Origin of the sequence: Actinosynnema sp. CA-299493, assembly GCF_050946825.1 — a bacterium.
Classification (GTDB): domain Bacteria; phylum Actinomycetota; class Actinomycetes; order Mycobacteriales; family Pseudonocardiaceae; genus Actinosynnema.
Window position 1 is genome coordinate 1,439,270 of record NZ_CP191993.1, and the last position, 26,572, is coordinate 1,465,841.

The 26,572-nt window shown below is 68.5% G+C and carries 29 protein-coding genes and 2 tRNA genes; 20 read left to right on the forward strand and 11 right to left on the reverse strand.

The window, feature by feature from the left end:
* Positions 1-22: 22 nt before the first annotated feature.
* On the reverse strand, positions 23-1,231 hold the full coding sequence (locus ACQPYE_RS06875; protein WP_498720030.1) for a GNAT family N-acetyltransferase: 1,209 nt from the start codon (positions 1,229-1,231) through the stop codon (positions 23-25).
* 83 nt (positions 1,232-1,314) lie between these two features.
* Between ACQPYE_RS06875 and ACQPYE_RS06880 the strand changes: the two genes are divergently transcribed.
* Positions 1,315-2,034, forward strand: coding sequence for a maleylpyruvate isomerase family mycothiol-dependent enzyme (locus ACQPYE_RS06880; RefSeq protein WP_498720031.1), 720 nt, complete (start codon positions 1,315-1,317; stop codon positions 2,032-2,034).
* 150 nt (positions 2,035-2,184) lie between these two features.
* On the opposite strand, the gene ACQPYE_RS06885 is transcribed toward ACQPYE_RS06880, so the two are convergent.
* Both ACQPYE_RS06885 and ACQPYE_RS06890 read right to left on the reverse strand, forming a co-directional pair.
* A complete protein-coding gene (locus ACQPYE_RS06885) occupies positions 2,185-2,529 on the reverse strand; it encodes a VOC family protein (protein WP_498720032.1) in 345 nt (114 codons plus the stop codon).
* 102 nt (positions 2,530-2,631) lie between these two features.
* Positions 2,632-3,105 carry an NUDIX hydrolase gene (locus tag ACQPYE_RS06890; RefSeq protein WP_498720034.1) on the reverse strand — a complete coding sequence of 158 codons (474 nt, stop codon included), beginning with the start codon at positions 3,103-3,105 and terminating at the stop codon, positions 2,632-2,634.
* Between the two features lie 878 nt (positions 3,106-3,983).
* Here ACQPYE_RS06890 and ACQPYE_RS06895 point away from each other — a divergent pair.
* From ACQPYE_RS06895 to ACQPYE_RS06905, 3 genes are read left to right on the forward strand one after another with little or no spacing between them, the layout of a single operon-like run.
* On the forward strand, positions 3,984-4,478 hold the full coding sequence (locus tag ACQPYE_RS06895; RefSeq protein WP_498720035.1) for a hypothetical protein: 495 nt from the start codon (positions 3,984-3,986) through the stop codon (positions 4,476-4,478).
* On the forward strand, positions 4,462-4,893 hold the full coding sequence (locus ACQPYE_RS06900; protein WP_498720036.1) for a hypothetical protein: 432 nt from the start codon (positions 4,462-4,464) through the stop codon (positions 4,891-4,893). Before ACQPYE_RS06895 ends, ACQPYE_RS06900 begins: the two co-directional genes overlap by 17 nt.
* A 51-nt stretch (positions 4,894-4,944) precedes the next feature.
* Positions 4,945-5,493, forward strand: coding sequence for an HD domain-containing protein (locus ACQPYE_RS06905; RefSeq protein WP_498720038.1), 549 nt, complete (start codon positions 4,945-4,947; stop codon positions 5,491-5,493).
* Here ACQPYE_RS06905 and ACQPYE_RS06910 read toward each other — a convergent pair.
* Together ACQPYE_RS06910 and ACQPYE_RS06915 are read right to left on the reverse strand one after the other, a co-directional pair.
* The gene (locus tag ACQPYE_RS06910; RefSeq protein WP_498720039.1) at positions 5,478-5,951 is read right to left on the reverse strand and encodes an NUDIX hydrolase; all 474 of its coding nucleotides are present in this window, start codon (positions 5,949-5,951) and stop codon (positions 5,478-5,480) included. The two genes, ACQPYE_RS06905 and ACQPYE_RS06910, sit on opposite strands and share 16 nt — an antisense overlap.
* 10 nt (positions 5,952-5,961) lie before the next feature.
* Positions 5,962-6,705 carry a DUF5919 domain-containing protein gene (locus ACQPYE_RS06915; RefSeq protein ID WP_498720041.1) on the reverse strand — a complete coding sequence of 248 codons (744 nt, stop codon included), beginning with the start codon at positions 6,703-6,705 and terminating at the stop codon, positions 5,962-5,964.
* Between the two features lie 159 nt (positions 6,706-6,864).
* Here ACQPYE_RS06915 and ACQPYE_RS06920 point away from each other — a divergent pair, with 159 nt between their 5' ends.
* From ACQPYE_RS06920 to ACQPYE_RS06950, 7 genes are all read left to right on the forward strand, one after another.
* The gene (locus ACQPYE_RS06920) at positions 6,865-7,317 is read left to right on the forward strand and encodes a hypothetical protein (protein WP_498720043.1); all 453 of its coding nucleotides are present in this window, start codon (positions 6,865-6,867) and stop codon (positions 7,315-7,317) included.
* A 30-nt stretch (positions 7,318-7,347) separates the two neighbouring features.
* Positions 7,348-7,527, forward strand: coding sequence for a hypothetical protein (locus ACQPYE_RS06925; protein ID WP_246037741.1), 180 nt, complete (start codon positions 7,348-7,350; stop codon positions 7,525-7,527).
* Positions 7,524-8,048 carry an AMED_5909 family protein gene (locus tag ACQPYE_RS06930; protein WP_498720045.1) on the forward strand — a complete coding sequence of 175 codons (525 nt, stop codon included), beginning with the start codon at positions 7,524-7,526 and terminating at the stop codon, positions 8,046-8,048. Before ACQPYE_RS06925 ends, ACQPYE_RS06930 begins: the two co-directional genes overlap by 4 nt.
* Positions 8,049-8,362: 314 nt before the next feature.
* On the forward strand, positions 8,363-9,868 hold the full coding sequence (locus ACQPYE_RS06935) for an FtsK/SpoIIIE domain-containing protein (protein ID WP_498720047.1): 1,506 nt from the start codon (positions 8,363-8,365) through the stop codon (positions 9,866-9,868).
* A gap of 26 nt (positions 9,869-9,894) precedes the next feature.
* On the forward strand, positions 9,895-11,469 hold the full coding sequence (locus ACQPYE_RS06940) for a replication initiator (RefSeq protein WP_498722852.1): 1,575 nt from the start codon (positions 9,895-9,897) through the stop codon (positions 11,467-11,469).
* A 16-nt stretch (positions 11,470-11,485) separates the two neighbouring features.
* Positions 11,486-11,707 (forward strand): helix-turn-helix domain-containing protein, encoded by a 222-nt coding sequence (locus ACQPYE_RS06945; RefSeq protein WP_053722870.1) that lies wholly within the window; start codon positions 11,486-11,488, stop codon positions 11,705-11,707.
* On the forward strand, positions 11,704-12,960 hold the full coding sequence (locus ACQPYE_RS06950; RefSeq protein ID WP_498720049.1) for a tyrosine-type recombinase/integrase: 1,257 nt from the start codon (positions 11,704-11,706) through the stop codon (positions 12,958-12,960). The genes ACQPYE_RS06945 and ACQPYE_RS06950 overlap by 4 nt, the downstream gene beginning before the upstream one ends.
* On the opposite strand, the gene ACQPYE_RS06955 is transcribed toward ACQPYE_RS06950, so the two are convergent.
* Positions 12,929-13,002 (reverse strand) — tRNA-Gly (locus ACQPYE_RS06955). The two genes, ACQPYE_RS06950 and ACQPYE_RS06955, sit on opposite strands and share 32 nt — an antisense overlap.
* 61 nt (positions 13,003-13,063) lie before the next feature.
* On the opposite strand from ACQPYE_RS06955, the gene ACQPYE_RS06960 reads away from it, so the two are divergent.
* Positions 13,064-13,137, forward strand: a tRNA-Pro gene (locus ACQPYE_RS06960).
* 87 nt (positions 13,138-13,224) lie between these two features.
* Here ACQPYE_RS06960 and ACQPYE_RS06965 read toward each other — a convergent pair.
* Both ACQPYE_RS06965 and ACQPYE_RS06970 read right to left on the reverse strand, forming a co-directional pair.
* Complete coding sequence (locus ACQPYE_RS06965) at positions 13,225-13,476, reverse strand: hypothetical protein (protein WP_498720050.1); 252 nt, start codon at positions 13,474-13,476, stop codon at positions 13,225-13,227.
* Positions 13,477-13,565: 89 nt separating this feature from the next.
* On the reverse strand, positions 13,566-14,471 hold the full coding sequence (locus ACQPYE_RS06970) for a LysR family transcriptional regulator (protein WP_123748058.1): 906 nt from the start codon (positions 14,469-14,471) through the stop codon (positions 13,566-13,568).
* 1,155 nt (positions 14,472-15,626) lie between these two features.
* Here ACQPYE_RS06970 and tig point away from each other — a divergent pair.
* The 5 genes from tig to ACQPYE_RS06995 all read left to right on the forward strand — a co-directional run bounded on the left by tig (position 15,627) and on the right by ACQPYE_RS06995 (position 20,451).
* On the forward strand, positions 15,627-16,985 hold the full coding sequence (tig, locus tag ACQPYE_RS06975) for a trigger factor (RefSeq protein ID WP_498720052.1): 1,359 nt from the start codon (positions 15,627-15,629) through the stop codon (positions 16,983-16,985).
* Between the two features lie 143 nt (positions 16,986-17,128).
* On the forward strand, positions 17,129-17,707 hold the full coding sequence (locus ACQPYE_RS06980) for an ATP-dependent Clp protease proteolytic subunit (RefSeq protein ID WP_123743663.1): 579 nt from the start codon (positions 17,129-17,131) through the stop codon (positions 17,705-17,707).
* A gap of 35 nt (positions 17,708-17,742) precedes the next feature.
* Positions 17,743-18,369, forward strand: coding sequence for an ATP-dependent Clp protease proteolytic subunit (locus ACQPYE_RS06985; protein ID WP_498720054.1), 627 nt, complete (start codon positions 17,743-17,745; stop codon positions 18,367-18,369).
* 206 nt (positions 18,370-18,575) lie between these two features.
* The gene (gene clpX, locus ACQPYE_RS06990; RefSeq protein ID WP_106615123.1) at positions 18,576-19,856 is read left to right on the forward strand and encodes an ATP-dependent Clp protease ATP-binding subunit ClpX; all 1,281 of its coding nucleotides are present in this window, start codon (positions 18,576-18,578) and stop codon (positions 19,854-19,856) included.
* A 1-nt stretch (position 19,857) separates the two neighbouring features.
* The gene (locus ACQPYE_RS06995) at positions 19,858-20,451 is read left to right on the forward strand and encodes an RBBP9/YdeN family alpha/beta hydrolase (RefSeq protein ID WP_498720056.1); all 594 of its coding nucleotides are present in this window, start codon (positions 19,858-19,860) and stop codon (positions 20,449-20,451) included.
* 187 nt (positions 20,452-20,638) lie between these two features.
* On the opposite strand, the gene ACQPYE_RS07000 is transcribed toward ACQPYE_RS06995, so the two are convergent.
* From ACQPYE_RS07000 to fdhD, 3 genes are read right to left on the reverse strand one after another with little or no spacing between them, the layout of a single operon-like run.
* Positions 20,639-21,499: an alpha/beta hydrolase gene (locus ACQPYE_RS07000; RefSeq protein ID WP_498720057.1), complete on the reverse strand. Its 861-nt coding sequence runs from the start codon at positions 21,497-21,499 to the stop codon at positions 20,639-20,641.
* 60 nt (positions 21,500-21,559) lie between these two features.
* Entirely contained in the window at positions 21,560-22,726 is a 1,167-nt protein-coding gene (locus ACQPYE_RS07005) for a CaiB/BaiF CoA transferase family protein (protein ID WP_498720058.1), read from the reverse strand.
* Positions 22,723-23,547 carry a formate dehydrogenase accessory sulfurtransferase FdhD gene (gene fdhD, locus ACQPYE_RS07010; protein ID WP_498722853.1) on the reverse strand — a complete coding sequence of 275 codons (825 nt, stop codon included), beginning with the start codon at positions 23,545-23,547 and terminating at the stop codon, positions 22,723-22,725. The genes ACQPYE_RS07005 and fdhD overlap by 4 nt, the downstream gene beginning before the upstream one ends.
* 66 nt (positions 23,548-23,613) lie before the next feature.
* Between fdhD and ACQPYE_RS07015 the strand changes: the two genes are divergently transcribed.
* From ACQPYE_RS07015 to ACQPYE_RS07025, 3 genes are read left to right on the forward strand one after another with little or no spacing between them, the layout of a single operon-like run.
* Entirely contained in the window at positions 23,614-24,933 is a 1,320-nt protein-coding gene (locus ACQPYE_RS07015; protein WP_498720059.1) for an OFA family MFS transporter, read from the forward strand.
* Positions 24,930-25,037, forward strand: a complete 108-nt coding sequence (locus tag ACQPYE_RS07020) for an MFS transporter small subunit (protein ID WP_498720063.1) — start codon at positions 24,930-24,932, stop codon at positions 25,035-25,037. Before ACQPYE_RS07015 ends, ACQPYE_RS07020 begins: the two co-directional genes overlap by 4 nt.
* Before the next feature lie 10 nt (positions 25,038-25,047).
* The gene (locus ACQPYE_RS07025) at positions 25,048-26,568 is read left to right on the forward strand and encodes a phytoene desaturase family protein (protein WP_498720064.1); all 1,521 of its coding nucleotides are present in this window, start codon (positions 25,048-25,050) and stop codon (positions 26,566-26,568) included.
* Positions 26,569-26,572 lie beyond the last annotated feature (4 nt).

The window sequence follows — 26,572 nt, forward strand, 5'->3', positions numbered from 1 at the left end:
CGGGTGGAGGTTCCCGAAACGGTCAGAACACCTCAGGGCAGTGCGGCTCCCGATCACCCAGAAGGGCATGTGACAAGGCGTTCAGCGCACCACCGGTGACCTCACTCACCCGTTGGGCCCGCGCCAGGGTCGCCAGCCTCGTCCCACCGAGGTACGCCGCGCCCAACGCCTGCACGTCGAGCACCACGTCCGGCTCTTCGTCCACCCGCCGCACGGTCGCCGCGCCGTCCTGCGCGGTGAACCGCCACCGGCCCGCGTTCCACGGGCAGAACTCGTCCGACAGCTCCAGCACCACGTCCACGTCGGAGAGGTAGCGGCGCAGGGTGAGGGCGCGGTCGACGTCCACGATCCGCACCCACAGCGAGTCGGCCCGGCCGCGCAGCGCGAGCCGTGCGTCCTCCAGCAGGTGGACGGCCGGGTCGTCGGAGGCGGTGAAGAACTTCAGCTCACCGACCATGTCGAGGTCCAGCAGGTACCGGTAGAGCGCCGCGTACGCCTCGTCGGTGCGTGCCGCGATCTCGCGCACGTGCAGCTCGTTGCGCGGGCCGCGTTCCCGCCAGTCCGCCTTGACCCGGTAGACCGCGTAGCCCTGCGGGTGCAGGACGTAGCGGTACGCGGTCAGCCCGTCGCGGTCGTGCTCGGTGTCGGCGAGGTGGTGGTCCCAGGCGGCGTCCGTGCGGCTCAGCCACCCCGTGCGACCCGGCCGCAGGTCGTCGTACACGGCCTTCAGGACCGGCATGGCCTCGTCGCGCGACACCTCGCGCACCCGTTCGCCACCGGTCGACACGCCGGGGCGGAACCTCGCGCCGCTCGGCACTTCGAGCCGGCTGAACTCGGCCGCGAGGCCGTAGCCGAACCGGGGGTAGATCGCGGCCTCCGACGCCCACAGCGCGGCGATCGCCTCCGCGCCGTCCTCGTGCAAGCCGTGCAGCTGGGCGCGCATCACGCGGGTGAGCACGCCGCGACGGCGGTGGCCCGGCTTCACGCCGACCGACGTGACCGCCGCGACCGGTGTCGGGCCGGCGCCGGGCACCGTGATCTCCCGGCTCTGGATACCGCCGCCGCCGATCAGCTCGTCCCCGTCGAACACGGCGTGGTGCCGTTCCGGCTCGAACAGGCCACGCCACCGCTCCAGCCGGTCCTCGGCGCTGTCGAACAGGAACGCCGAGTTGACGACCCGCTGGAACTCGGCGAGGTCGCCCGCGGTGAGGGTGCGGAGGGTGAGCGCCATGGCACGTTCATACGCCGGCAGGTCGTCGTGCGCGATCCAATTCGGGGTCGCACCCAGGGGGTGCGTTCCGCGATGCTGCGGGGATGGACGCCCACTCGTTGGCCAGCGCGCTCCGCGTCGAAGCGGAGGCGTTCGCGGTCGCGGCAGATCTGGCACCACTCGAACGAGACGTGCCGGCGTGCCCCGGCATGACGGTCGGTGACCTGCTCGTGCACCTCGGCTCGATCCACCGGATGGTGGCGCACTGGATCGCCCGCGGCGCGCGTCCGGTCGGGTGGGAGTGCTCGCCGGGCGACGTCGACCCGGTCGACTGGTACCGGGTCGGCGCGGCGTCGCTGATCGCCGTGCTGGACCCGAACCGTGCGGCGTCACCGGCGGCGACGTGGTGCCCGTGGGACGGGACCCTGGGGTTCTGGGTGCGGCGGATGGCGCACGAGACGGCCGTGCACCGGTTCGACGCGCAGGCCGCGATCGGCTCGGCGGCGCCGTTGGAGCCGGGCTTGGCGGCGGACGGCGTCGACGAGGTGCTGCGCCTGTGGCTGGGGTGCCACCAGCCACCCGGTGTTCACACGTCAGGGCAAGCCGTGACGCTGCGTGTGCCGGGCCGGGAGTGGACCGTGGCGCTGCACGAGGGGATCGTCGACTACTGCCCCCGAGCCGACCCCGCGGCCGTCGTGAGCGGCTCGCCGTCCGCCGTGGACCTGTGGTTGTGGGGTCGGGTGGGGGAGGAGCACGTGTCGGTGGAGGGGGACGTCGCGGTCGTGCGCGCCCTGCGTGCCGCCGTCGCCGCCGCTACCGGCTGAACCTTCGGTCGTTCGGCCGTCCGGGAGGCAGACTGTGCGCGTGACGAAGCTGCGCCTGATCCTGAGATGCCTGGTGATCTCCGCCATCGGCGTCCTCATGGTGGTGCTGGCGATCCGCTTCGGCGAGGTGCTGGGGCGCGCGGTCACGTCTTAGGCGTGGGCCTTGACGAAGCAGAACTCGTTGCCCGCCGGGTCGAGCAGCACCTGGAAACTGCCCTGCTCGTCGGTCTGCACATCGCCCTGCGCCGTCGCCCCCAACTCGACGGCCCTCCCCGTAGCGGCCGCGATGTCGTCCACGTCGACGTCCAGGTGGAGCCGGTTCTTCACCGCCTTCGGCTCCGGCACGGGCTGGAACGAGATGCGGGGCCATCCCGGCGGAACGACGTGCGCCCACCCGTGCTCCCGGTCCACCACCTCCCCACCGAGCAACCCCGCCCAGAACCGCACGAGGCCGGCGGGGTCGAGACAATCCACCACGATCTGCTCCAAGCGCATGGCTCCCATGATGAGCCCCACCACCCCACAAGCCCACACGCGCCAAGCCGGTTACGCCTCGCCCTCGGCCGCTGAGGAGCGCCTGCGGCAGTTCGGGCACGGTCACGTGGCGAAGTAGGGCTTCGGCCGATTCTCGAAGCCGTGGTCGATCCTCAGTCGGATCGACGGGTGGATGTTGAGCGAGTTCAGATCATCGCGCTGCACCCAGTGGACCTCGCTGGACTCGCTGCTGGTGCGCAGCCCGCCGCCGACCAGTCGAGCGCGGAAGCAGATCGAGAATTCCTGGCGAACCTCGCCATCGGTGTACGAGATGACGTGTGCCGGGTTCGAGTAGATGCCGATGACGTCGGTCGGTTCGACATCGAACCCGGTCTCTTCCTCGACCTCGCGCACGACCGTGCGGCCGATGGTCTGGCCTACGTCCTGGGCTCCACCGGGGATGGAGTACAGGTCGTTGTCGGTGCGGCGGATCATGAGCAGGCGGCCTTGGCCGTCCTGGACGAACGCGGTCACGGCTACGACGACGCGGGTCGCCTCTGGGGCGTTCGGGTCGTTGTAGTGATCGATGCGCGCCATGGTTCTCTGCCTACCACTCGGTGGCTTGGCGTCATCCCAGACGCCTCGGCAGCTCTCGACGCAGGTGCAGGACCGGTGTCGGCCAGTGGGCTTGGGGAACGCGAGGGGCACGGAAGGTCCGTGAATGCAGAAAGGCCGTCCTAAGAGGACGGTCCGCAAGAGTGCTACCAGCGAGAAAGGGCTGGAGCGGGTGACGGGAATCGAACCCGCATGACCAGCTTGGAAGGTCTGGCAGCGATCAAGCTCCTGACCAGCTAACCCTCTGACCAGCACCTTTGCTCGCCATCTGACCGCCCGTGCCCCTGATTGACCGCTGTTGACCCCGAGATGGGGCACGCGAGGGGCACGGGCGGCGATGGATGTCGCAGCCTCTACCGGGCACCACCCTTGACACTCGGCCACTGTCTCGGCTGCCACGGGCGGTGCCCGTTCGTGTGCCCGTATGCCTGGCCCTCGTCGCCGAGTCGCCTACACCGATGGCAAGACGGCGAAGCCGTCGCGGCAGCCGATCGCCGTGCCCAGCCCGATCAAGCCGCATGACCGCGCGATCGTCCCGACTGTCGAGCTGGCGAATCCGCAGTGACCTGAGTGCCCAGCAGTAGCGCGCCGCTACCCGGCCACGTGCACCGACTCCGCGCACGGCCGACGGGCGGAGCGAAGCGGGAGCCCGGCGTGCCGGGATGCGGGGAGTCGGTGCCAACGTGAGCCGGTCTCAGCCGCGCGCTGCCGCAGGCGGCGCGCCTTGATCCTGTAGAGCCCAATTCGGCAACACGTCGGGCAGGTGCCGCGTGATGAGGTGTGACACGAGGCTCTGACAGGTAGACTCCGGCCGCCGGGTGAAACATCTTTGGAGGCCGTACTTGCCCTCGGATGGATCTTTGGACGAAAGCCTGGCGCCACCCGTCGATTCCTCGCTTGCGCGCCTGAAGCCTGCGGACCCGAAGGATAACCGGAAACTTCGGATAGCCAGTTGGGTTCTGCTCGCTGTTGGTCTTCTGCTTACGCTTGTGATCGCCATTGTTGGCAGCCAGGGTGCAACACTTGCGCTGCTTCCGGCACTGGCGTTAACGGCAGCGAGCGGATTGTTTCAAGTTATGAGCGTAGTGACGGGAAATCGCGCAGGCAAGCTTGACCCGAAGCATGTCCGAACGCTCGTTCGTGATTCTATCAGTATGCAAGAGCGCATGATGCAGGCTCGTGTAATCGCGGAGCGCGGATATGAGAACGCCAAGAACCAGGGCGATAAGTCGATGTTCGGGCAACTCAGTGTAAATATGAGTATCATGGAAGACCACCTGGTGTCTTCGATCGAAATGTGGCGAGACTTGAATCCGGAGATATTTGAGAAAGGTGACGATGGCGGACAAGATTGAAGGCAAGGTCGCTAAGATTCTGACTCCGCGTGAACTCGTGATCAATCGGGGGTCCAATCACGGGGTGGACGTGGGGATGCAATTTGCGGTTTTGAACCCCTTGGGCGTGGACGTTAAAGATCCTGACACGGGCGAGATTCTCGGTTCGATCGAAGTGCCGAAGGTGATTGTTAAGGTGGTGCGCGTGTCGCCCACGCTGTCGGTTGCTGGAACATTTAGGAAGTTCCGTACTGGGGGTTCCTTGGGCTTGACTGCACTGGCAGGCATGGTGGGACACGAGTACGTTGAAGACCTTAAAACCGATAGCCGAATGTACAAAGAGGAACTGAATCCAAAGGATTCGTATGTGCATATCGGAGATCCTGTGATAGAGACTACCGGTGATGAATTCTCCGGTTGGGGTGAGTTTAGTTGATGTGCGCGCGCGACTCGCAATGTGTGGTACCCCTTGTTTGATATCCTAGTAGTGTCCGAGCGAATCGCCCGCGAAACATTGTCGGGCTATCTGCCGCAGCGACTTCAGCATGTCTGTGGTGTTGCGCGCTCCGTGCGATCGGCGGCAGCCCTGTTCGGGGAGGACTCTGATTTGTTGGAAGCTGCCGCACTTCTGCATGACATCGGTTACTCGCCGGTGGTGCGCAGAACCGGATTTCACCCACTGGACGGAGCACTGTACCTGCGAGATCTCGATATGCCGGACCGCCTGTGTGCTTTAGTTGCGCGACATTCGTGCGCCTATCTCGAGGCTAAATTGCGCGGGCTTTCGGTAGAGCTTTCTGTGTGGGATGACGAAGCCAGTTCCTTGCGGGATGCCTTGTGGTGGGCCGATATGACCACTACTCCAGATGGTCGTCCCACGACTGTGGATGCTCGGCTTGAGGAGATCGAGCAGCGATACGGAACAAACGATGTCGTTTCGGTATTTATTCGACTTGCAAAGCCGGATTTGATGGCCGCAGTGGAACGTACTGAGGAGCGGTTGCGGGCAGCTGGGTTGGGTCACTTGGCGAAGTAGGGAGTGGTCCGCGGTTCGAATCCGTGTTCGATTCGGAGGCGGATCGAGGGGTGGATATTGAGAGCTTCCAGGTCTTCGCGGGCTACCCAGTGGACTTCGCTGGACTCGTTGCTGGTGCGCAGCTCGCCTCCGATGGGCTGAGCGCGGAAGCAGATGGAGAACTCCTGGCGAACTTCGCCGTCCGTGTAGGAGATGACGTGGGCCGGGTCGGAGTAGACGCCGATGATGTCGGTGGGGTCTACGTCGATGCCGGTTTCTTCCTTGACCTCGCGCACGACCGTGTGGCCGATGGTCTCGCCTACGTCTTGGGCTCCGCCGGGGATGGAGTAGAGGTCGTTGTCGGTGCGGCGGATCATGAGCAGGCGGCCTTGGTCGTCCTGGACGAATGCGGTCACGGCTACGACGATGTTGGTCGCCTTGGGGGCGTTGGGGTCGTTGTAGTGGTCGGTGCGTGCCATGGTTCCCTGCCTACCACTTGGGTGGCTTGGCGTCGTCCCAGACGCCCTGGAAGCTCTCGGCGTAGGTCTCGAAGAGGTCGCCTCCGGAGAGGCGGCGAAGGTGCAGGACCGGGGCGTGGGCTGCCATGAAGCCGTGGACGTGGGTGTTGACCAGCATCTCGTCATCGAAGCGGTAGATCGAGTTGTAGAGCGTGGTGCGGTGGCACCTGACCTCGGCGTGGCCGGTGTCGGCCAGTGGCTTGAAGAACGCCAGGGCGTTGCGGACCTTGGCGGCGAGGGTGCCCTTGCCGATTCCCTCTTCCTCGCTGCGGCGGGCTACCTCGCGGCTGGCCGGGTCGCCCAGGAGTAGGCGGACCTTGACGCCTGCTTCGGCCTTCCTGCGGAGAGTCTTGATCAGGCTCGGGTTGTCGGTGAGGAACATGCCCGAGTAGATCAGGATCGAGATGTTCAAGCGGGCCTGGTCGACCAGGTGCGTCCACTGCTCCTGGGGGACGGAGTGGCGGTGCGGGTAGACCTGCACGACCTCCGATTGGGTGATCTCCTTCTTGGCGTCCGGGGCGAGTGCGTTGGGCCAGAGGTAGGTCTCGGCCTCCCGGACCATGGCCGCGATGGTGCGCCGGTGCCGGGGGTAGGGGGTGCGGTCGAGGTTGATCCAGCGTTCGACGGTCTTGGGGTCGACGCCGGTGGCTTTGGCGACCTGGTTGAGGTCGAAACCGTTGCGTAGCAACGAGTCTCGTAGGCGTTGGTTCGGCATGCTTCCCCCTGTGGAACGAGTTGGGACGTCTTCAAGGTAGCAAGGACGTCTGTAGTTGTCCCGCTGTGCGGTGCTGCCGTCCCGCTTTTCTGCCGAGAGTGGTTGGTGTCAAGGTGCTGGACCAAGGGTCCAGCCGACGCTGATGACAGGAGATCGGCTGTGGCGATCAGTGGTGGGAGCAGGCTCCCGGCGACGCACGACTTCGTCTTTCCCCGTGGCGCGCTGGTGATGGGTGTTGAGCCGGTGCTCAGGTTCCAGTCGGCGGAGGAGCGGGCGAAGGGGTTGCCGGTCCAGCAGGAGACGGACAAGGAGTCCGGGTTGTTGGTGTGGTCGGTCCTGGTGATCGATCAGGCGGCGGAGCGGAAGACGGACGCCGTGGTGACGGTGAAGATCGCGGCTCCTCATCAGCCGGTTCCGCCGGAGGCGATTCCGGGGACGGACGTGCGGCCGGTGGTGTTCGAGGGGTTGACGGTGACGCCGTGGATTGACGACAAGGCGTGCCGGGGGAGTCACGGGGGTGAGCGGCACAGGTGTCGAGCGAAGCTCGGGTACAGCTTGCGGGCGTCGGGCATGAAGCCGGTGGTCGTCAAGACCGCTGCCAAGGCGGCGTGACCGGTGGCCGGGGACATGGTTCGGCTGCACGTGACCGATGACCTGCCCATTCGGGCTATGCCGATGGCGTACGCGGACCGGGTGGAGATCCGCTTCGGCAACGCGTTCCCGGCAGTTCTGGTGGTCGACCGGGAGTCGATCAACAGGCTGCGTTCGGCGTTGCAGGACGGTGGGGTTGCGCTGGGTGTCGTGGGGGATGAGTGGGAGTGAGCCCGGCTGAGGAGTTGTGGTCGACGGTGCAATCGGCGACGACGTTGCGAAACGCCCACGATGCGTTGGGGAAGGTGCGGCCCTCGCTTGAAGCCACTCAGGTGCAGTGGCTCGATTTTCATCAGCGGTCTGCCGAGACGTATCGGCGTGTCGCGGAGTCGGATCGGGGGCGGCGGAAGGAGTCGCTGTTCCTCGCCGAGTTGCACAAGGAGAAGGCGGAGAAGGTCGCGCACGGTCTTGCGTCGGGGGCCACTGTTCGTGCCGGGAGTCGGCGGGTGGCTGTGCTGCCCGGTCGGCCGCATGAGATCAGGCTCCGCGATGACATGTTCGCCAAGGCCATGCGATTGGCGGGGTTCCAGTCGGACTACGCGGTGGCCAAGGCGATGGGGCTGCACCGGTCGACGGTCAAGCGTGCGCGTGCCGGTGAGCTGCGGCCCGGTGCCCGGTTCATCAGCGGGGCGTTGACCGCCCTCGCGCCGTTCGACTTCGAGGATCTGTTCGAGGTCGAGACGCAGGAGTGACGGTGCGACCGGTTGAGCCGGTTTCGCACGGCTGAGTGATCAGAATTGCTGGTTGGTGGGGTCGCCGGAAAACAGGTTCGAGTCTTGGCGGGCTGAAGCTGTTTCCCGGCGACACACCGACCGGAACTTTCGCTTGTATTCGTTACCTCACAAGGGATTCCGGTCATGTCGAGGCTATCGGTACGTGGGGTGCGCGCGTCAAGTCGGCGCGGTGCTCCGACAGTGTGGAAGTTGTCCAACGGCCGCCCCTGTGGGGCGTGCAAGCGGTTCGGTGTCTATGCCCCGAACCAGCTCGTCTGCTGTGGCTGCCTGGGATGGCTGCCGCTGATTTTCGCCCCGGTGGGGCGTGCGTGATGGGCGTCGGAAAGTGGGTCGACCCGGCTCCGTTCGAGGGTGTGCGGCCTCGGGTGCCGTGGTGGATGCTCGTTCCCGGCAAGGCCAAGTGGGCTGCGGCACTGGTGGCGTTGGTGTGGCTGGTGGTCGTCGGGGCCGTGCGCCTGGTGCTCGTTGTCGTTCGGTATCCGGTGGTCACGTTGGTGCCGGTGTCGGCGGCCTGGTGCTGGTGGCGGTTCGGGCTCTCGCCGTTGGTGCTGGCGTTGTTGTCGTTGGTCGCGGCTCTGAGCATCTGGGCGGGTCTGGATCGTCGGTCGTTCCTGCGCCATGGCTGGTACCGGCTGGTGACCGAGTGGCGGCGGGCGACGGTGTACGTCCCGAAGTGGCGATCGGTGATGCGGCTGGCTGACCTGGCCAAGCGGGACCGGGGGCGTGAGTTCCGGCCGAAACTGCGGCGGGTCCGGTCGGACGGCTGGCGGGATCGGGTCCGGGTGCGGATGGTGCCTGCCCAGTCGCCGGAGGCATGGGAGCTGCGGCGCGATGGGCTGGCGCACTCGTTCGGCGCTCGCTCGTGTCGGGTGCGGGTGCTGCGGCCGAGGGTGATTGAGCTGGACTTCGTTCACCGTGACCCGCTGCTGCGTCCCCTGACCGTCCCGGCGCTGACGGATGCCGAGGTGGATCTCAAGCGGGTTGTCGTCGGGCGGACGGAGACCGGCAAGCCGTGGCGGCTGCGGCTGCTCGGGTCTCAGGTGCTCGTGGTCGGCGTGCCCGGTGCGGGCAAGGGCTCGGTGTTGTGGTCGTTGGTGTGGCAGCTCGCGCCAGCGATTAGGGCGGGGTTGGTGCGGCTTGTGGGGATCGACCCGAAGGGCGGGATGGAACTCGGGCAGTGCCCGGATGCCTTCGATCGCGTCGTGTACGACAACGGGCCGGAAGCTGTTGCCCTGCTTGAGGAAATCGCGGCAGAGGTCAAGGAGCGGGCGACGCGGTACAGGGGTGTGCGGCGGTTGTGGGCGCGGTCGACGGGTGAGCCGTTCACGGTCTTGGTGGTCGATGAGCTGGCCGACCTGATCGCCTACCAGCCGGACAAGCAGCTCCGGGAACGAGCGGTGCGGGCTATCCAGACGATCACCTCGCAGGGGCGTGCGCCTGGGTATGCGGTCGTCGGTCTGGTGCAGGACCCGCGCAAGGAGGTCGTCGGGTTCAGGCACCTGTTCAGCACCCGTGTGGCGCTGCGCCTGGACGAGCCGCAACAGGTGGACATGGTCCTCGGTGACAGCGTGCGGCAGCGGGGCGCGGCAGCTCACGAGATCAGTGAGAACACGCCCGGTATCGCCTGGGTGAAGCAGGACGGGCAACGGGAGCCGGAGCGGGCTCGGGCCTTCCACGTCACCGACGCGGACCTTGTCGAGCTGAGCGTCTTCCTGGCCGATGCAGAGGTGCACGACTTCCCGACTCGGCCGGACGCCAGTGGGGAGGTCGCGGCGTGAGCGAGTACCTGACCCGCGCCGATCGGATGAAGCAGCCGGCGGCGCTGGACGTGGCTCGGGCGGTCGCTGAGGAGCACGGGGTGTGCGTCCGGCCGCTGGCCAAGGAGCGGGTCAACCTGGACACCGGGCGGGTGGACATCGTGCCCGTGCCGTGCGGTTCGACCGTGGCGAGCGTGTGCCCGACGTGCGCGGAGAAGAACCGGCGGTTGCGGATGGCGCAGTGCCGCGAGGGATGGCATCTGACTGAGGAACCCGACTTCGCCCCGAACCCGCCCACCGACGACCAGCGGGCGTTGGCTGCCTTCCGGGCCGATCTGGTCAAGGCGTACCGGGCGGCGGTCGAGGAGGGCGACGAGATCGGAGCGGAGGAGGTGCGCGAGGAGGTCGCCGGGGTTGATGAGGAGCTGCGGCAGCTCGGAGTCCGCGGGAAGCTCCCGGCTCTGGAAGTCCGGCCGCGGGCGGTGCGGAAGCGGTCGACGCGGCGGCGGCAGGATGCACCGAACCTGCCTCGGCGGCCGGTCGTCAAGCGCACGGTCGGACGGGTGTTCGGCGGCAAGTACCAGCCCTCGACGTTCCTCACGTTGACGTTGGACAGCTACGGCAAGGTGCGCAGCGACGGCACGCCGGTTGACCCGGCCTCGTACGACTACCGGCGGGCGGCTCGGGACGCGGTGCACTTCGCGGCACTGCTCGATCGGTTCGTGCAGAACTTGCGGCGGTGCGTCGGCTGGGATGTGCAGTACTTCTCGACGGTCGAGCCTCAGCGGCGGCTGGCGCCGCACTGGCACGCGGCTGTCCGGGGTTCGATCTCGCGTGCGGAGCTGCGGGCGGTCGCTGAGGCCACCTACCACCAGGTCTGGTGGCCCAACCACGACGAGATCAAGTACGGCGGTGACAACCGACCGGTGTGGGACTCGCGGGCGAAGGGGTTCGTTGACCCGGCTACCCGTGAACCCCTGCCCACCTGGGAGGAAGCCCTCGACCAGGTGGAGCATCCGGCGCACGTGGCGCGGTTCGGGGTGCAGGTGCACTCCAAGGGCATCCTCGGCGGCACGGAGGAGGCCGGGCGGCACATCGGCTACCTGACGAAGTACCTGACCAAGAGCATCGGTGAGTGCTTCGACGCCCGGACCACCCGCCAGGAGGACCACGCCGAACGGCTCTGCGCGGAGCTGGCCGTCACGCCCTGCTCGCCGCAGTGCCCGGTGTGGCTGCTCTACGGCGTTCAACCTCGTGGGGCTCGGCTGTCGATGGAGCCGGGCAAGTGCAAGGGCAAGGCGCACAAGCGCTCAACCCTCGGCGTCGCCGGTCGGCGGGTGCTGGTGTCCCGGAAGTGGTCGGGCAAGTCCCTCGCCGACCACAAGCACGACCGGGTGAAGTTCGTTCGGCAGCTCCTGGCCGACGTCGGGATCAAGCAGGACGACCAGCCGACTCGGGTCGTGTGGAACAACGTCCAGCCCGGTGACCCGAACGTGCCCCCGAGACCTCACCTGCTGCTGCGGGCGGTCGCGGAGCGGCGCAGGTGGAAGGCGGAGTACACGGCGGCGCTGCTCGCGTCGGCCGGTGCGCAAGAGAGTTCGGCAACTGACCAAGCGGCTTGATCTGGGGGGATCACCGATGCACGAGAAAGAGCACTTCAGCGTGCCCGAAGCGGCCGAGTACATGAGCACGACGGAGCGGTTCGTTCGCCGGTTGATCGCAGAGCGGCGCATCCCGTTCCACCGGCTCGGGCGGCTCATCCGGTTCAAGCGGGCTGACCTTGATGCCTTCATCGAGGCCGGTCGGGTGGAGGCGTTCGACCCGGCTGCTGTTCGGCAACACCTGCGGAGGGCGTCGTGAGCGACAAGCGGCGGAGGTTCGGGCGGGTTCGCCAACTGCCTTCGGGACGGTGGCAGGCGCGGTACCAAGGGCCGGACGACAGGCAGCACACCGCGCCGATGACGTTCGAGCGGGAGAAGGACGCGGATCGGTGGCTTGCCGCCGTGGAAACGGACATTTCGCGCGACGACTGGACGAACCCGGACGCGGGCAAGATCAAGCTGCGGGTCTACGCAGAGGCGTGGGTCAAGGAGCGGGACTTGGCGGTGCGGACGGTCGAGCTGTACGACGGCCTGCTCCGCAACCACGTCGGTCCGAGGATCGGTGACGTCATGCTCGCCGACCTGACGCCTTCGCGAGTGCGGTGGTGGCGGAAGGAGATGCAGGACGACGGCGTGGGTGAGGTGACCGTCGCCAAGGCGTACCGGTTCCTGCGGGCGGTGCTCAACACGGCGGCGGCACCGGAGGAACGGCTCCTCAAGCACAACCCGTGCACGATCAAGGGCGGTGGGCAGGAGCGGAGTCCGGAGCGGCCTACGGCGACGTTGAAGCAGGTGTTCAAGGCCGCCGACGCCATCGAGAACCGGTATCGCCTGATGGTGTTGCTGGCGACGTTCGGCAGTCTGCGGTTCGCCGAGATGGTGGGTCTCAAGCGGCGTGACTTCTCAGTGGTCCACGACGGTGAGCGGACGTTCTGCGTGGTCCAGGTCGAGCGGCAGACAGTGCAGCCGGATTCCGGGCCGCTGTTCGAGGACGACCCGAAGGCCAAGAGCAAGCGGCCGGTCACGCTGCCGCCGTTCCTCGGCGAGGAGATCGAGGCACACCTCAGTCAGTTCGTGGACGGCGACGAAGACGCCTGGGTGTTCGTCGGGCCGAAGGGCGGGCGACCGAAGCGGAACAACTTCTGGCACATCTGGGACAAGGCCAGGCAAGCCGCGGGTATGCCGGACGTCCACCTGCACGACCTCCGGCATACGGGCAACACGCTGGCGGCGGAGACCGGGGCGACGCTTCGAGAACTCATGGATCGGATGGGTCACAGCTCTACCCGTGCTGCGTTGATCTACCTCCACGCGAGGGAGGAGAGGGGTCGGAGCATCGCGGCGGGGATCGACGCGATGGTGAGCGCGACCAAGGGCACGGCAGGTGAGAAGGGGCACGCGAGGGGCACGGAAGATCCGCAGAAAGCAAAAGACCGTCCACGTGGGACGGTCCGTGAGAGCTCTACCAGCGAGAATAAGCTGGAGCGGGTGACGGGAATCGAACCCGCATGACCAGCTTGGAAGGCTGGGGCTCTACCATTGAGCTACACCCGCATCGCGCCTACCGGGGTGGGCGCGTGGTCAGCTTAGCCGGTCGCGATAGGCTTGGGTGGACCGGGGCGTGGCGCAGCTTGGTAGCGCACCCGCTTTGGGAGCGGGGGGTCGCAGGTTCAAATCCTGTCGCCCCGACGGTTGCCCTGGCCGGCCTCTGGTTGGTCAGGGCCCTTCCGCGGAGCCGAAGAGGCCGCCGGTGTGGAAGACGGCGAGCGAGGGCTACTAGCCGCCCAGTTCACTCACAGCGGTGGAGATCGCGGCGGCTTGGCGTTCCAGTTCGCCGTCCGGCGAGTCCTCGTCCACGCCCCGTCCCAAGAGCTCGGCCTTGGAGACCAGCAGCATGGCGCCGCGGTAGCGGTCCGCGTCCAGGTCGTCCACCTTGATCACTTCGAGCCTGCCCTCGATCAGGACCAGGTTGGGGTCCGGCAGGTCGGAGGTCAGCAGCTCGCGCAGGTCACTCGCCTTGACGGTCATGTGTCCGTGCTACCCGGCGTTCGTCCCGCGAAACGCGGGCCGTTCTTGAGCACACCCGCGCCCGGGCGCTCAAGAACGGCTCCCCAGTGTCATGCCGGAGTTGCCACCTGCTCGCTGACCACCTGCGCCGCCGCCGACACCAGCGCCGTCACCGACGGGTTGGTGGAGTTGTCCTGGCGCCACGCGAACTGGGTGTACACCCGGAACGGCGGGACCCAGGGCAGGCGGCGGAGCCTGCCGTCGCCCAGCTCGGCGGCGACCGTCACCTCAGGGACAAGCGAGATCCCCAGACCCGAGGCGACCGCACGCTTGGCGGCGTCGATCGAGTCGAGCGCCAGCACCGGCGACTTCGACTCGGCTTCCTGCAGGCCCAGCGCCTGCTCGAACTGCTCGTAGTAGCTCGCGCCGTTCTCGGCCCGGATGAGCGTGCTGCCGCGCAGCTCGTCCTCGGTGATCACCGAACGCCTGGTCAGGGCGTGGGTGGGACCGGCGACCATGACCAGCGGCTCCGGGCACAGCACCGTCGTCTCCAACCCCTCGCGGGGCTCCACGGAGCCGATGAAGAAGGTGCAGTCCAGTCGTCCCTCACGCACCGAGGTCAGGTTGGCCTGGGTGTTGCGCGAGTGGAGGGAGATCTGGACGCTCGGGTAGCGCCAGCACATGTACTCGATCAGTGGTAGCAGACGGTAGTCGGTCAGACTCTGTGCGCTGCCGATGACGAGCTTGCCGTGCGGCTCGCCGTTCATCGTGATCGCTTTCCTGGCCTTGTCGGTCAGGGTGATGATGTTCCGCGCGAACGGCAAAAGCTCGACACCGGCAGAGGTCATCTGGATGCCGCGCGGAAGTCGTCGGAACAGTGGCACGCCGAGGGTCTCTTCGAGTGCTTTGATCCGGGTGGTTATAGTGGGTTGCGAGCAATTCAGCGTGGCGGCTGCCTTGGTGAAACTGCCCGTTTGAACCACAGTTGTGAACGCCAAAAGCTGACGCGTCTCCATGGAGCTCCCCAACGGTGCGTGTAAGTGGTCCACGATGAGGCCGGTGCGGGACGGCATCGTGATCTCTTGTGCGTGGCGGCAGTTGACCTGGCTGCGCTTCTTCGTGCGCGTGGCCTGAGGTCGATCAACATCGCCGCGCTACCGCGAGGGGTGGTACGCGGTGGCCGGGAGGTGTGCCCGGGACCCGTCGGACCCCGAAGTCACAGCCGGCGCCCAGCAGTGGTCCTGGGATAGTGTTCGGCAGCGGCGGAATGGATCTCATCGGGTCATCGGCACCTTGTCTGGTAGGTGGTTAAAGAGCTCGATGACATTGTCTCGCTCGTTCCTGTCGGTCCCGGTTGCCGGTTGCGTCCGCTGCTGACCCCCCAGAACGTCCGGCAACGCTAATTATTGCTGGTCCAACATGCGGATCCGGGCGTCACGCTACCTGAAACCCACACTAATGGACTACGGCGGTTGGAGTCATCTCGACAAGTGAAACTTTTCTGTCGAGCGCTACTCCAAACGGCCCCAATTCACTCTTTCTGACGAACCTCCCCCCGCTGGCGGTTGCTGACTGTTAGTCGGCTCTACGACATACGTGTTACACGACTTCGTGGTGGCCCCGCTCGGTGATGACGCACTCCGCCGTGGTCGCGGCTCCCAGTGCCACTCGAATGGCCTAGCGGGCAGCCCTGTCGATCGGCCGTTGGGCCGCATAGGTACGCCCGATCCGCCCCTGGCGAGACCGCGAAAATGCGGATTCGCCACCTGGTCACACCGGGGCGGCGCGTCGGGCCCGGGACGCGCGGCGCGGCGGCGGTCCGACACGCCGGTCCCCGAGTTAAGAGCCACTGTTGTGATTTTCGCCGCGCCGGCGGGGCGGCCCGGCCGGGCGTCGGACGGCGCCCGCGAGACGGCGCGAACGGGTAGCCCGAACGGGCGGAATTCGGCCGACACCACGAATTCCGGCAGCGCGCCGCAAAGGGATTCCCGGCGGGCGGGTATTGCCGCCACAATGGCCCGACGGCCCCACCGCGGCCGGTTGCGGCGCCTCGACCCGGGGTGCTAGCGCCACCACGCCGGCCGACCGCCTAGACTCAGGCGGAATCCCGGCGCGCCCAGACGCGTTCACCGGGGTGTTCCGCACGTCATGCCCGTTACGAGGAGACCACGTTGAAGAGCACCGTCGAGCACCTGAGCCCGACGCGGGTCCGGATCAACGTCGAGGTGCCGTTCGACGAGCTCAAGTCGGACTTCGACCGCGCGTACCGCAAGCTGGCCAAGCAGGTCCGCATCCCCGGCTTCCGCCCCGGCAAGGCCCCCGCCCGCGTCCTGGAGAGCCGCATCGGCCGCGCGCCCGTCCTGGACGAGGTCGTCCAGGAGGCCATCCCGGCGAAGTACCTGGAGGCCGTGACCTCCGGTGAGCTGCGCACCCTCGGCCGCCCCGACTTCGAGGTGACCAAGATCGAGGACGGCGAGTCCCTGGCGTTCACCGCCGAGGTCGACGTCCGCCCCGAGATCACCGTCCCCGCCTTCGGTGAGCTGACCGTCAGCGTCGACGACCAGGAGGTCACCGACGAGGACGTGGACACCCAGCTCGACGAGCTGCGCGCCCGCTTCGCGACCCTCACCGGCGTCCAGCGCCCGGCCGAGACCGGCGACTTCGTCGTGGTCGACCTGTCGGCGACCGTGGACGGCGAGGAGGTCGAGGAGGCCAAGACCGCCGGCCTGTCCTACGAGATCGGCTCCGGCCAGCTCGTCGAGGGCATCGACGAGGCCCTGGTCGGCGCCTCCGAGGGCGAGTCCAAGAACTTCACCACGACGCTGGTCGCCGGTGACCACGCCGGCCGCGACGCCGAGGTCACCGTGGTGCTGAACTCGGTCAAGGAGCGCCAGCTCCCCGAGCTGGACGACGAGTTCGCCCAGCTGGCCAGCGAGTTCGACACGCTCGACGAGCTCAAGGCCGACCTGCGCACCCGACTGGGCCGCGTGAAGAAGATGCAGCAGGGCGTCCAGGCCCGGGACAAGGTGCTGGAGGCGCTGCTGGCCAGCGTCGAGGTGCCGCTGCCCGAGGCCGTCGTCGCGGGCGAGGTCGAGGCGCGGGCGCACGACGCCATCCACGCCCTCGACCACGACGAGGCGCGCTTCGCCGAGTGGCTGACCGAGCAGGGCCAGACCAAGGAGGAGTTCGACACCGAGGTGCGCGAGGCCTCCGAGCAGGCGGTCAAGACCCAGCTCGTGCTGGACGCGATCGCCGACGCCGAGCAGCTCAACGTCACCGACGCCGAGCTGACCGAGCGGATCATCTACCAGGCGCAGCGCTTCGGCATCAGCCCGGACGAGTACGTCAAGCGGGCCCAGCAGTCCGGCCAGCTCGGCGCGATCTTCGCCGACGTGCGCCGCGGCAAGGCGCTGGCCTCGGTCGTGCGCCAGGCCACCGTGACGGACTCCGAGGGCAACGCCCTCGACCTGGACGAGCTGTTCGGCGAGACCAGGCCCGCCGAGGAGCCGGAACCCGCGAACGCGGAGTGAAGCCCTGAGCGAACGCGGGCGGTGTCGGGACGTCGACGCCGCCCGCCTTCGTTAAGGTCGTTGCTACGAGACTCTTTTCGGCACAGCTAGTAGGCACAGTTAGGCAGGCAGACGTGACGCAGCATTCCTTCCCGACGCCCGAGATGCGAGCGGCTACGGGGATGAACCTCAACGACTCGGTCTACGAGCGTCTGCTCCGCGAGCGGATCATCGTCCTGGGGACGCAGGTCGAAGAGAACATCGCCAACCAGATCGTGGCCCAGCTCCTCCTCCTCGCCGCGGAGGACCCGGAGAAGGACATCACCTTCTACATCAACTCGCCCGGCGGGTCGGTGACCGCGGGCATGGCGATCTTCGACACGATGCAGCTGATCGAGCCCGACGTGGCGACCTACGCGATGGGCCTGGCCGCGTCGATGGGGCAGTTCCTGCTCTCCGCGGGCACGCCCGGCAAGCGCCACGCCCTCCCGCACGCCCGAATCCTCATGCACCAGCCCTCGGCCGGCGTCGGCGGCACGGCGGCCGACATCGCGATCCAGGCGGACATGCTCACCCGGACCAAGCACGAGATGGCGGAGCTCATCGCCGAGCACACCGGTCAGCCGGTCGAGCGCATCATCGCCGACTCGGACCGCGACCGCTGGTTCACCGCCAAGGAAGCCGTCGAGTACGGCTTCGTGGACAAGGTGATCACCCGCGCCAGCCAGGCTTCGACCAACTGACCGCGACCAGAGCACCAGCCACCAGGAGACCTGAAGTGAGCCAGTTCCACGCGCCGCAGTCCCGGTACGTGCTCCCGTCGTTCGTCGAGCGCACGAGCTACGGAATCAAGGAGTCCAACCCGTACAACAAGCTGTTCGAGGAGCGCATCATCTTCCTCGGCGTGCAGGTGGACGACGCGTCGGCCAACGACGTGATGGCCCAGCTGCTCGTGCTCGAGTCGGAGGACCCCGACCGCGACATCCTGATGTACATCAACTCGCCCGGTGGCTCGTTCACCTCGCTGATGGCCATCTACGACACCATGCAGTTCGTCCGCCCGGACATCCAGACCTACTGCCTGGGCCAGGCGGCCTCGGCGGCGGCCGTGCTGCTCGCGGCGGGCACCCCCGGCAAGCGGCACGCGCTGCCGAACGCCCGGATCCTGATCCACCAGCCGGCCACCGAGGGCGTCTACGGGCAGGTCTCCGACCTGGAGATCCAGTCCAACGAGATCCAGCGGGTCCGCAGGCTGCTGGAGACCACGCTCGCCCGGCACACCACCCGCACGCCGGAGCAGGTGCGCACGGACATCGAGCGCGACAAGATCCTCACCGCCGCGGAGGCCAAGGACTACGGCCTCATCGACAGCGTCCTGCCCTACCGGAAGCTCTCGGCGAAGTAGTCCGGCGTGGCGCCCGACACGCCGAGCTGACCAGGGGTCCTGCTCAGCGAGGCGTGTCGGGGGCACGCTGGTCCTCCCGCACAGGCGGGTAGGACAGGTACCGTCGAGGGGAACGGGCGGACCCCGCATCCAGCGGGCACTCGCCACATCAGCAGTCAGGCGCACCTCACCAGGTCGTGCGCCGGAGGGGACAGAGGTCAGCGGTCATGGCACGTATCGGTGACGGCGGCGACCTGCTGAAGTGCTCTTTCTGCGGCAAGAGCCAGAAGCAGGTGAAAAAACTCATCGCCGGACCGGGTGTCTACATCTGCGATGAGTGCATCGACCTCTGCAACGAGATCATCGAGGAAGAACTCGCGGAGGCCGGCGACGTCAAGCTCGACGAGCTGCCCAAGCCCGCCGAGATCCACGAGTTCCTCGACCAGTACGTGATCGGCCAGAACGAGGCCAAGCGCACGCTCTCGGTGGCGGTCTACAACCACTACAAGCGCATCCAGGCCGGTGACCGCGGGCGTGAGGGCCGCGACGACGGCGTGGAACTCGCCAAGTCGAACATCCTCATGCTCGGGCCCACGGGGTGCGGCAAGACCTACCTGGCCCAGACCCTCGCGAAGATGCTGAACGTGCCGTTCGCCATCGCGGACGCCACGGCGTTGACCGAGGCCGGCTACGTGGGCGAGGACGTGGAGAACATCCTCCTCAAGCTCATCCAGGCGGCGGACTACGACGTCAAGCGCGCCGAGACCGGCATCATCTACATCGACGAGGTCGACAAGATCGCTCGAAAGAGTGAAAACCCGTCGATCACGCGTGACGTGTCGGGCGAAGGTGTGCAGCAGGCGCTGCTGAAAATACTGGAGGGGACGACGGCCTCGGTGCCGCCGCAGGGTGGTCGCAAGCACCCCCACCAGGAGTTCATCCAGATCGACACGACGAACGTGCTGTTCATCGTGGCGGGCGCGTTCGCGGGCCTCGACAAGATCATCCAGGACCGGGTGGGCAAGCGCGGTCTGGGCTTCGGCGCCGAGGTGCGGACCAAGGCCGAGGTCGACGCGGCGGACTACTACGCCGACTCGATGCCCGAGGACCTGATCAAGTTCGGCCTGATCCCCGAGTTCATCGGCCGGTTGCCGATGGTCGCGAGCGTCACGAACCTGGACAAGGAATCGCTCGTCCGCATCCTCACCGAGCCGAAGAACGCGCTGGTCAAGCAGTACCAGAAGCTGTTCGAGATGGACGGGGTCGAACTGGAGTTCACCCGGACGGCGATGGAGGCGGTCGCGGACCAGGCGATCCTGCGCGGCACGGGCGCGCGCGGGTTGCGGGCGATCATGGAGGAAGTCCTGCTGCCGGTGATGTACGACATCCCGAGCCGCACGGACGTCGCCAAGGTCGTCATCACCGAGCAGACCGTGAAGGAGAACGTCAACCCGACCATCGTGGCCCGGCAGCCGTCCCGCCGGGAGCGTCGCGAGAAGTCGGCGTGAGTTGTCCCTCCCGCACACGCTGATCCTGCACGGCCTGGGTGGTTCCGGGCCCGCGCACTGGCAGAACTGGCTGGCAGGCGAGCTGGCCCACCACGGTGGGTCGGTGGACCTGCCCCGGTTCAGCTCACCCGACGAGCCGGAGCTGTCGGCTTGGCTGGACGAGCTGCGGTCGCACCTCGCCGCCATGCCGGCGGCCGGTTCCGTCGAACGGGTGGTCGTCGCGCACTCGCTGGCGGTGCTGCTGTGGCTGCACCACGCGGCCGGCGAGTTCGACGCGGCGCTGCGGGTCGACCGGGTGCTGCTGGTCGCGCCGCCCGCCCCGGACTTCGCCGGCGAGCCGTTGATCTCCGGGTTCCTGCACCCCGTGCTGGATCCGACGGTGGTGCGGCGGGCGGCGGTGTCGACCAGGTTGGTCGCGGGCGAGGGCGACTCCTACTGCACGGTGGCGCAGGCCAAGGAGATGGCCGAGGCGCTGCGGGTCGACGTCGACGTCATCGTGGGTGGCCGGCACCTCAACATCGACGCCGGCTACGGCGAGTGGGGCGCGGTGCTGAAGTGGGTGCGCAGCGGGCGCACCCCCCTCACGCCGCGCTGACCGTCACCGTCACCGTCACCCGGAAGAGCGTGAACGCGGCCAGGAACGGGCCGGTGGCGATCGCGGCCGGCCCGGTTTTGGCGGCGAGGGTCTCCCAGTCGGGTTGGGCCAGAGCGGCAGCCGATGTCGAGCGGGGCGTGGGACCAGGCGACCGCGGTCGTGTGGAGGTCCTGTGCAGGACCGGTGGTCACACGCGCTTGCCCAGGAAGCGGATCACGTCGGGGACGACCTTGCGGTAGAGGGCGTCGTTGTGGCCGCCGGGGGTGATGGAGGCGACGGCGGGCTTGGCGTTGGCGATGAACTGCCGGGTGCCGGTGATGAAGGTGTCCCGGTCGCCCGCCCAGACGCCGACGGGCGCGGCGCCGAGCTTGTCCAGGTTCTTCAGCGGGTCCAGCGAGGCCCACTGGTCGGGGCCGGTGAAGGCGTTGCGCTTGGCCATCTCCGCCCAGTCGGTGAGCAGGGCCGGCGCGATGACGGCGATGGCCTTGGCGGGTTCACGGCGTTCGTGCCGCCTGCGGCCGTAGAGGAGCGCGCCGAAGCCGCCCATCGACACGCCCGTGCACGCGAACGGCGCGCCGTAGCCCCGTTCGGCCAGCCAGCGGGGCACCTCTTCGAGCAGCATGGCCATCGGGTCGTCGCCGGGGACGTTCTCGTGCCAGTAGTGGTCGCCGCCGTCCACGGCCACGAAGCCGAACGGCGGGACCTGGCCCCGGCTGACGGCCGCCACCAGGACTTCCGCCATGCCGCCCGGTGACGCGGTGCGGGCGGCGCCGTGGCGGCCGTGCAGGAGGATCGACATGGGCAGGCCCTGCGCGGGCACACCCGTGGGTGTCATCGTGAGCAGGTCGACGTCACGGCTCCGGTAGTGGGAGTGGACGCGTTCGACCGCGACGACGGCGCGCGTGACGGCCGGCACGGGGCCCGCGACGCCCACCGCGTGGCGGAGCGCTTCGCCGAGCGGCGCGTTGCCGTGCCACGCGGCCGTGAGGCCCGCGGTCGCCAGGGCGGTGCCGCCCAGCGCCGCGAGCGCCGTCCGCCTGCTGACCATGTGCCACCCCCGACGCGAGATCCCTTCACGACATCGTCACGAACGCGGCTCGCGTTTCGGTCAGATCGCCGACCGGGTGCGGAGGTCCGCGATCCGTTCCGCGGAGTAGCCGAGCCCGCGCAGCACGTGGTCGGTGTGCTCGCCGAGGGCGGGCACGGGCGCGGGGGTCCAGTGCCAGGCGGTGGAGTCGACCGGCGGGCGCAGGGCGGTGACCTCGCCGCCGGGGACCGGGACCGAGGTCTGCCTCTCCCGCGCCGTGAGCTGGGGGTGCCGCGGCAGGTCGGCGACGCTGCGGGTCAGGGCGGCGGGGACGTCGGCGTCGTCGAGCGCGTCGAGCAGGTCCGCCTTGGTCCAGGTGGTGAAGTCGAGCTCGGCGTGCAGGGCAGGCCGGTGGGCGACGCGGGACGTGACGGTGGTGAAGCGGGGGTCGTCGGCCAGGTCCGGGCGGTCGAGTAGGCCGCAGAGGCGGCGCCACTGGGGGTCGTTCTGCACGGCCAGGTGGACGGTGCCGTCCGCGCAGGGGAACGGGCCGTAGGGCGCGATGCTGGGGTGGTGGGCGCCGGTGCGCGGGGCGGCTCGACCGGTGCCGGCGGCGTAGAGCATGGGCTGGTGCATCCACTCGGCCAGGGCTTCGAAGAGCGACAGGCTCAGGGTCGCGCCTTCACCCGTTCGGGAGCGGTGGAGCAGGGCGGCCAGGACGGCGGACTGGAGCTGCACGCCCGCCGCGATGTCGGCCACCGAGATGCCCGCGCGTGCGGTGACGTCGTCCTGACCGGTGAGGTCGATGAGACCCGTCTCGGACTGGACCAGGGCGTCGAAGGCCTTGCGGGACGCGTACGGGCCGGACTCGCCGTAGCCGGAGAGTTCGCCGATCACAAGGTCGGGTTTCACCCGGCGGAGTGAGGATGCGTCCACGTCCAGTCGACGCGCGGCGGCCGGGGAGAGGTTGCACAGGACCACGTCGGCCCCGGCGACGAGGTCGTGCAGGACCTGGCGGGCGGCCGGGTGCTTGAGGTCGAGGGTGACGGACTCCTTGCCGACGTTCGTCCAGGCGAAGTACGACGACACCGAGCCGCACGTGGCGTCGTAGTGGCGGGCGAAGTCGCCTCCGCCCGGGCGCTCGACCTTGATCACCCGCGCACCCAGGTCGGCGAGCAGGCGGGTGGCGTAGGGCACGGCGACGGCTTGTTCGAGGCTGACGACGGTGACGCCGTCCAGCGGTCTCATGCGGTGATCCGGTCGTGGCCCGTGTAGACGTTCATCGAGTCGCCGCGCAGGAAGCCGACCAGGGTCAGGCCCTGCTCCTCGGCCAGGTCGGCGGCCAGGGACGACGGCGCGGAGACGGCCGAGAGGATCGGGATGCCGGCCATGGCGGCCTTCTGGACGAGCTCGAAGGAGGCCCGGCCGGAGACCATGAGCACGGTTCCCGCCAGCGGGACCCTGTCGTTGAGCACGGCCCAGCCGAGGACCTTGTCGACCGCGTTGTGCCTGCCCACGTCCTCGCGGACGACCAGCGCTTCGCCGGTGGTGGTGAACAGGCCGGCCGCGTGCAGGCCGCCGGTGGAGGCGAAGACCTTCTGGCGCTTGCGCAGTTCGTCCGGCAGGGCGCAGAGCACGTCCACGTCGACCGTGCAGTCGTCGGCGGCGGGGGAGTGCGCGGTCTTCAGCTTGACCGCGTCCAGGGCCGCCTTGCCGCAGACGCCGCAGGACGACGTGGTGTAGAAGTTGCGCTCCACGCTCGGGTCCGGCGGCGCCACGCCGTCGGCGAGGGTCAGGTCGAGCACGTTGTAGGTGTTGAGGCCGTCGGGTCCGGTGCCCTCGCAGAAGCGGGCGACCGAGATGTCCTCCAGCCCGCCGATGACGCCTTCGCTGAGCAGGAAACCGTGCGCCAGCTCCACGTCGTGCCCCGGCGTGCGCATCGTCACGGTCAGCGCCTTGCCGCCTACCCGCAGTTCCAACGGCTCCTCGGCGGCCAGCGCGTCGACCCGTTTGCGGGACGTTCGTCGCGCATACGTGACCACTGGGCGACGCACGGTGACCCGCCCCATCGCGAACTCCTTCACTTGGCTAAGTTTTTTCGCGAACCACTCACCAGGCTACGGAGGTGTCGGGCAGTGGGTTTCCTGGACCGCTCTCGCACGATCGCCCCACCGGGCTGGAACCGCTGGTTGATCCCGCCCGCCGCGTTGTCGGTGCACCTGGCCATCGGTCAGGCCTACGCGTGGAGCGTGTTCAAGCCGCCGTTGGAGAGCGCGCTGGACCTGACGGGGACGCAGAGCGCGCTGCCGTTCCAGTTGGGGATCGTGATGCTGGGGCTGTCGGCGGCGTTCGGCGGCACGCTGGTCGAGCGCAACGGGCCGAGGTGGGCCATGTTCGTGTCCGCGACCTGCTTCTCGTCGGGGTTCCTGATCTCGGCGTTGGGCGCCTGGACGCAGCAGTACTGGCTGGTGGTCGTGGGGTACGGGTTCGTCGGCGGCATCGGGTTGGGCATCGGGTACATCTCGCCGGTGTCGACGCTGATCAAGTGGTTCCCGGACCGGCCGGGGATGGCGACGGGCATCGCGATCATGGGGTTCGGCGGCGGCGCGCTGATCGCGTCGCCGTGGTCGGCGCAGATGTTGGAGTCGTTCGGGCGCGACGGGGACGGGATCGCGCTGACGTTCCTGGTGCACGGGCTCGTGTACGCGGTCTTCATGTCGGTGGGCGTGCTGCTGGTGCGGGTGCCCGCGGCGGTCGAGGAGCGGGAGGTGGTGCGCTCGGCGGTCAACGTGTCGGCGCGCAACGCCCTGCGCACGCCGCAGTTCTGGCTCCTGTGGCTGGTGCTGTGCCTCAACGTCACGGCGGGCATCGGGATCCTGGAGAAGGCCTCGCCGATGATCCGGGACTTCTTCGCCGGGACGGCCACGCCGGTGGCGGCGGGCGCGGCGGCGGGCGCGGCGGCGGGGTTCGTGGCGCTGCTGTCGTTGGCGAACATGGTCGGTCGGATCGCGTGGTCGTCGACGTCGGACCTGGTGGGGCGCAAGAACGTCTACCGGCTGTACCTGGGCGTCGGCGCGGTGGCGTACCTGGTCCTGGCGTTGGCGGGCAACGCGTCGAAGCCGTTGTTCGTGGTGTGCGCGATGGTGGTCCTGTCGTTCTACGGCGGCGGGTTCGCCACGATCCCGGCCTACCTGAAGGACTTGTTCGGCACCTACCAGGTGGGCGCGATCCACGGGCGGTTGCTGACGGCGTGGTCGTTGGCGGGTGTGCTGGGGCCGCTGATCGTGAACGCCGTCGCGGACGGGCAGAAGGCGGCCGGGAAGTCCGGGCCCGACCTGTACACGACGTCGCTGTTCATCATGATCGCGTTGCTGGTGGTCGGGTTCGTGGCGAACGAGCTGGTGCGGCCGGTGGCGGCGAAGCACCACGAGCCGGAAGCGGGGGCGGTCCGATGAGCGGGCGCGGGGTGGTCGTGTTCGCGTGGCTGTGGGTGGGACTGCCGCTGGCCTACGGATTGGTCGAGCTGATCCGCAAGGTGACGGCGCTGTTCACTGGTTAGAGTCGGCCGGGTGGATACCTACGACGTGGTGGTGGTCGGCGGCGGGCACAACGCGCTGGTGGCGGCTGCCTACCTGGCACGGGCGGGCCGCACGGTGCTGGTGCTGGAGAAGCTCGACCACGTCGGCGGCGCGGCGGTGAGCGAGCAGGTGTTCCCGGGCGTCCCGGCGCGGCTGTCCCGGTACTCGTACCTGGTCAGCCTGCTGCCGGACAAGGTCGTGGCGGACCTGGGGCTGCGGGTGGCGTTGCGCTCGCGTTCGGCGTCGTCCTACACCCCGGCGGGCGACCTGCTGGTGGAGCGCGACCCGGGCGCGGCGACGGCGGCGTCGTTCCGGGCGCTGACCGGGTCGGACGCCGAGTGGGAGCGGTGGCGCCGGTGGTACGACGACCTGGAGGTGCTGGCCGAGGCGTTGTCGCCGACGATGCTGGAGCCGTTGCTGTCCAGCGAGCACGCGCGGCTGCGGGTCGACTCGGTGGCGCGGGCGCGGTTGTGGGACCAGGTCGTGGAGCGGCCGATCGGGGAGACGTTGGAGGAGCTGTTCGCGGACGACGTGGTGCGCGGCGTCGTGGCCACGGACGGGCTGATCGGCACGCACACGTCGTTGCGGGACCTGAAGGCGAACCGGTGCTTCCTCTACCACGTGATCGGCAACGGCACGGGTGAGTGGCAGGTGCCGGTCGGCGGGATGGGCGCGGTGACCGGCGAGCTCCTGCGGGTGGCGCTGGAGGCGGGCGTCGAGGTCGTGACCCGGGCCGAGGTGACGCGCGTGGACGCGGACGGCGTCCGGGCCGAGGTGGAGTACGACGGTCGCACGGTGGGCGCGAAGTTCGTGCTGTCCGGGGCCGCTCCGTCCACTCTGGACCGCTTGCGCGGCAGGCCGGTCGCGCCGGTCGCCGAGGGCTGCCAGGTGAAGGTGAACATGCTGCTGGAACGGCTGCCCCGGTTCCGCGGCGGGGTGGACCCGGTGGTGGCGTTCGCCGGGACGCTGCACGTGGACGAGTCGTACGGGCAGCTGGAGACGGCGTACCGGGAGAGCGCGGCCGGGCGGGTGCCGTCGGTGCTGCCGGCGGAGATGTACTGCCACACGTTGACCGACCCGTCGATCCTCGCGCCCGAGCTGGTCGAGCGCGGGTGGCACACGTTGACGCTGTTCGGGCTGCACACGCCGGCGTCGTTGTTCGAGACCGACAACGACCGGGTGCGGGACGAGCTGGTCGGCCGGTACCTGGCCGGGTTGAACGCCCACCTCGAAGAGCCGATCGAGTCGTGCCTGGCGCGGGACGCGAACGGCGAGCCGTGCCTGGAGGCCCGCACGCCGCTGGACCTGGAGGCGGAACTGGGGTTGCCGCGCGGCAACATCTTCCACGACGAGCTGTCGTGGCCGTTCGCCGAGCACGAGGACGAAGTGGGCCGGTGGGGCGTCGAGACCGACGTGGCGAACCTGTTCGTGTGCGGCGCGGGCGCCCGACGTGGCGGCGGGGTGAGCGGGATCGGCGGCCACAACGCGGCGATGGCGGTGCTGGAGCGGTGACGTC

Bases quoted from the DNA above. Each gene is read 5' to 3' on its own strand.
- ACQPYE_RS06885 (WP_498720032.1), bottom strand. From the start codon at position 2,529: ATGCGCTTGGAGCAGATCGTGGTGGATTGTCTCGACCCCGCCGGCCTC.
- ACQPYE_RS06875 (WP_498720030.1), bottom strand. From the start codon at position 1,231: ATGGCGCTCACCCTCCGCACCCTCACCGCGGGCGACCTCGCCGAGTTC.
- clpX (WP_106615123.1), top strand. From the start codon at position 18,576: ATGGCACGTATCGGTGACGGCGGCGACCTGCTGAAGTGCTCTTTCTGC.
- ACQPYE_RS06980 (WP_123743663.1), top strand. From the start codon at position 17,129: ATGCGAGCGGCTACGGGGATGAACCTCAACGACTCGGTCTACGAGCGT.
- fdhD (WP_498722853.1), bottom strand. From the start codon at position 23,547: ATGGGGCGGGTCACCGTGCGTCGCCCAGTGGTCACGTATGCGCGACGA.
- ACQPYE_RS07005 (WP_498720058.1), bottom strand. From the start codon at position 22,726: ATGAGACCGCTGGACGGCGTCACCGTCGTCAGCCTCGAACAAGCCGTC.
- ACQPYE_RS07020 (WP_498720063.1), top strand. From the start codon at position 24,930: ATGAGCGGGCGCGGGGTGGTCGTGTTCGCGTGGCTGTGGGTGGGACTG.
- ACQPYE_RS06965 (WP_498720050.1), bottom strand. From the start codon at position 13,476: ATGACCGTCAAGGCGAGTGACCTGCGCGAGCTGCTGACCTCCGACCTG.
- ACQPYE_RS07000 (WP_498720057.1), bottom strand. From the start codon at position 21,499: ATGGTCAGCAGGCGGACGGCGCTCGCGGCGCTGGGCGGCACCGCCCTG.
- ACQPYE_RS06945 (WP_053722870.1), top strand. From the start codon at position 11,486: ATGCACGAGAAAGAGCACTTCAGCGTGCCCGAAGCGGCCGAGTACATG.
- ACQPYE_RS06910 (WP_498720039.1), bottom strand. From the start codon at position 5,951: ATGGCACGCACCGACCACTACAACGACCCCAACGCCCCCAAGGCGACC.
- ACQPYE_RS06900 (WP_498720036.1), top strand. From the start codon at position 4,462: ATGGCGGACAAGATTGAAGGCAAGGTCGCTAAGATTCTGACTCCGCGT.
- ACQPYE_RS06890 (WP_498720034.1), bottom strand. From the start codon at position 3,105: ATGGCGCGCATCGATCACTACAACGACCCGAACGCCCCAGAGGCGACC.
- ACQPYE_RS06880 (WP_498720031.1), top strand. From the start codon at position 1,315: ATGGACGCCCACTCGTTGGCCAGCGCGCTCCGCGTCGAAGCGGAGGCG.
- ACQPYE_RS06970 (WP_123748058.1), bottom strand. From the start codon at position 14,471: ATGGAGACGCGTCAGCTTTTGGCGTTCACAACTGTGGTTCAAACGGGC.
- ACQPYE_RS06940 (WP_498722852.1), top strand. From the start codon at position 9,895: ATGAAGCAGCCGGCGGCGCTGGACGTGGCTCGGGCGGTCGCTGAGGAG.
- ACQPYE_RS06935 (WP_498720047.1), top strand. From the start codon at position 8,363: ATGGCTGCCGCTGATTTTCGCCCCGGTGGGGCGTGCGTGATGGGCGTC.
- ACQPYE_RS06915 (WP_498720041.1), bottom strand. From the start codon at position 6,705: ATGCCGAACCAACGCCTACGAGACTCGTTGCTACGCAACGGTTTCGAC.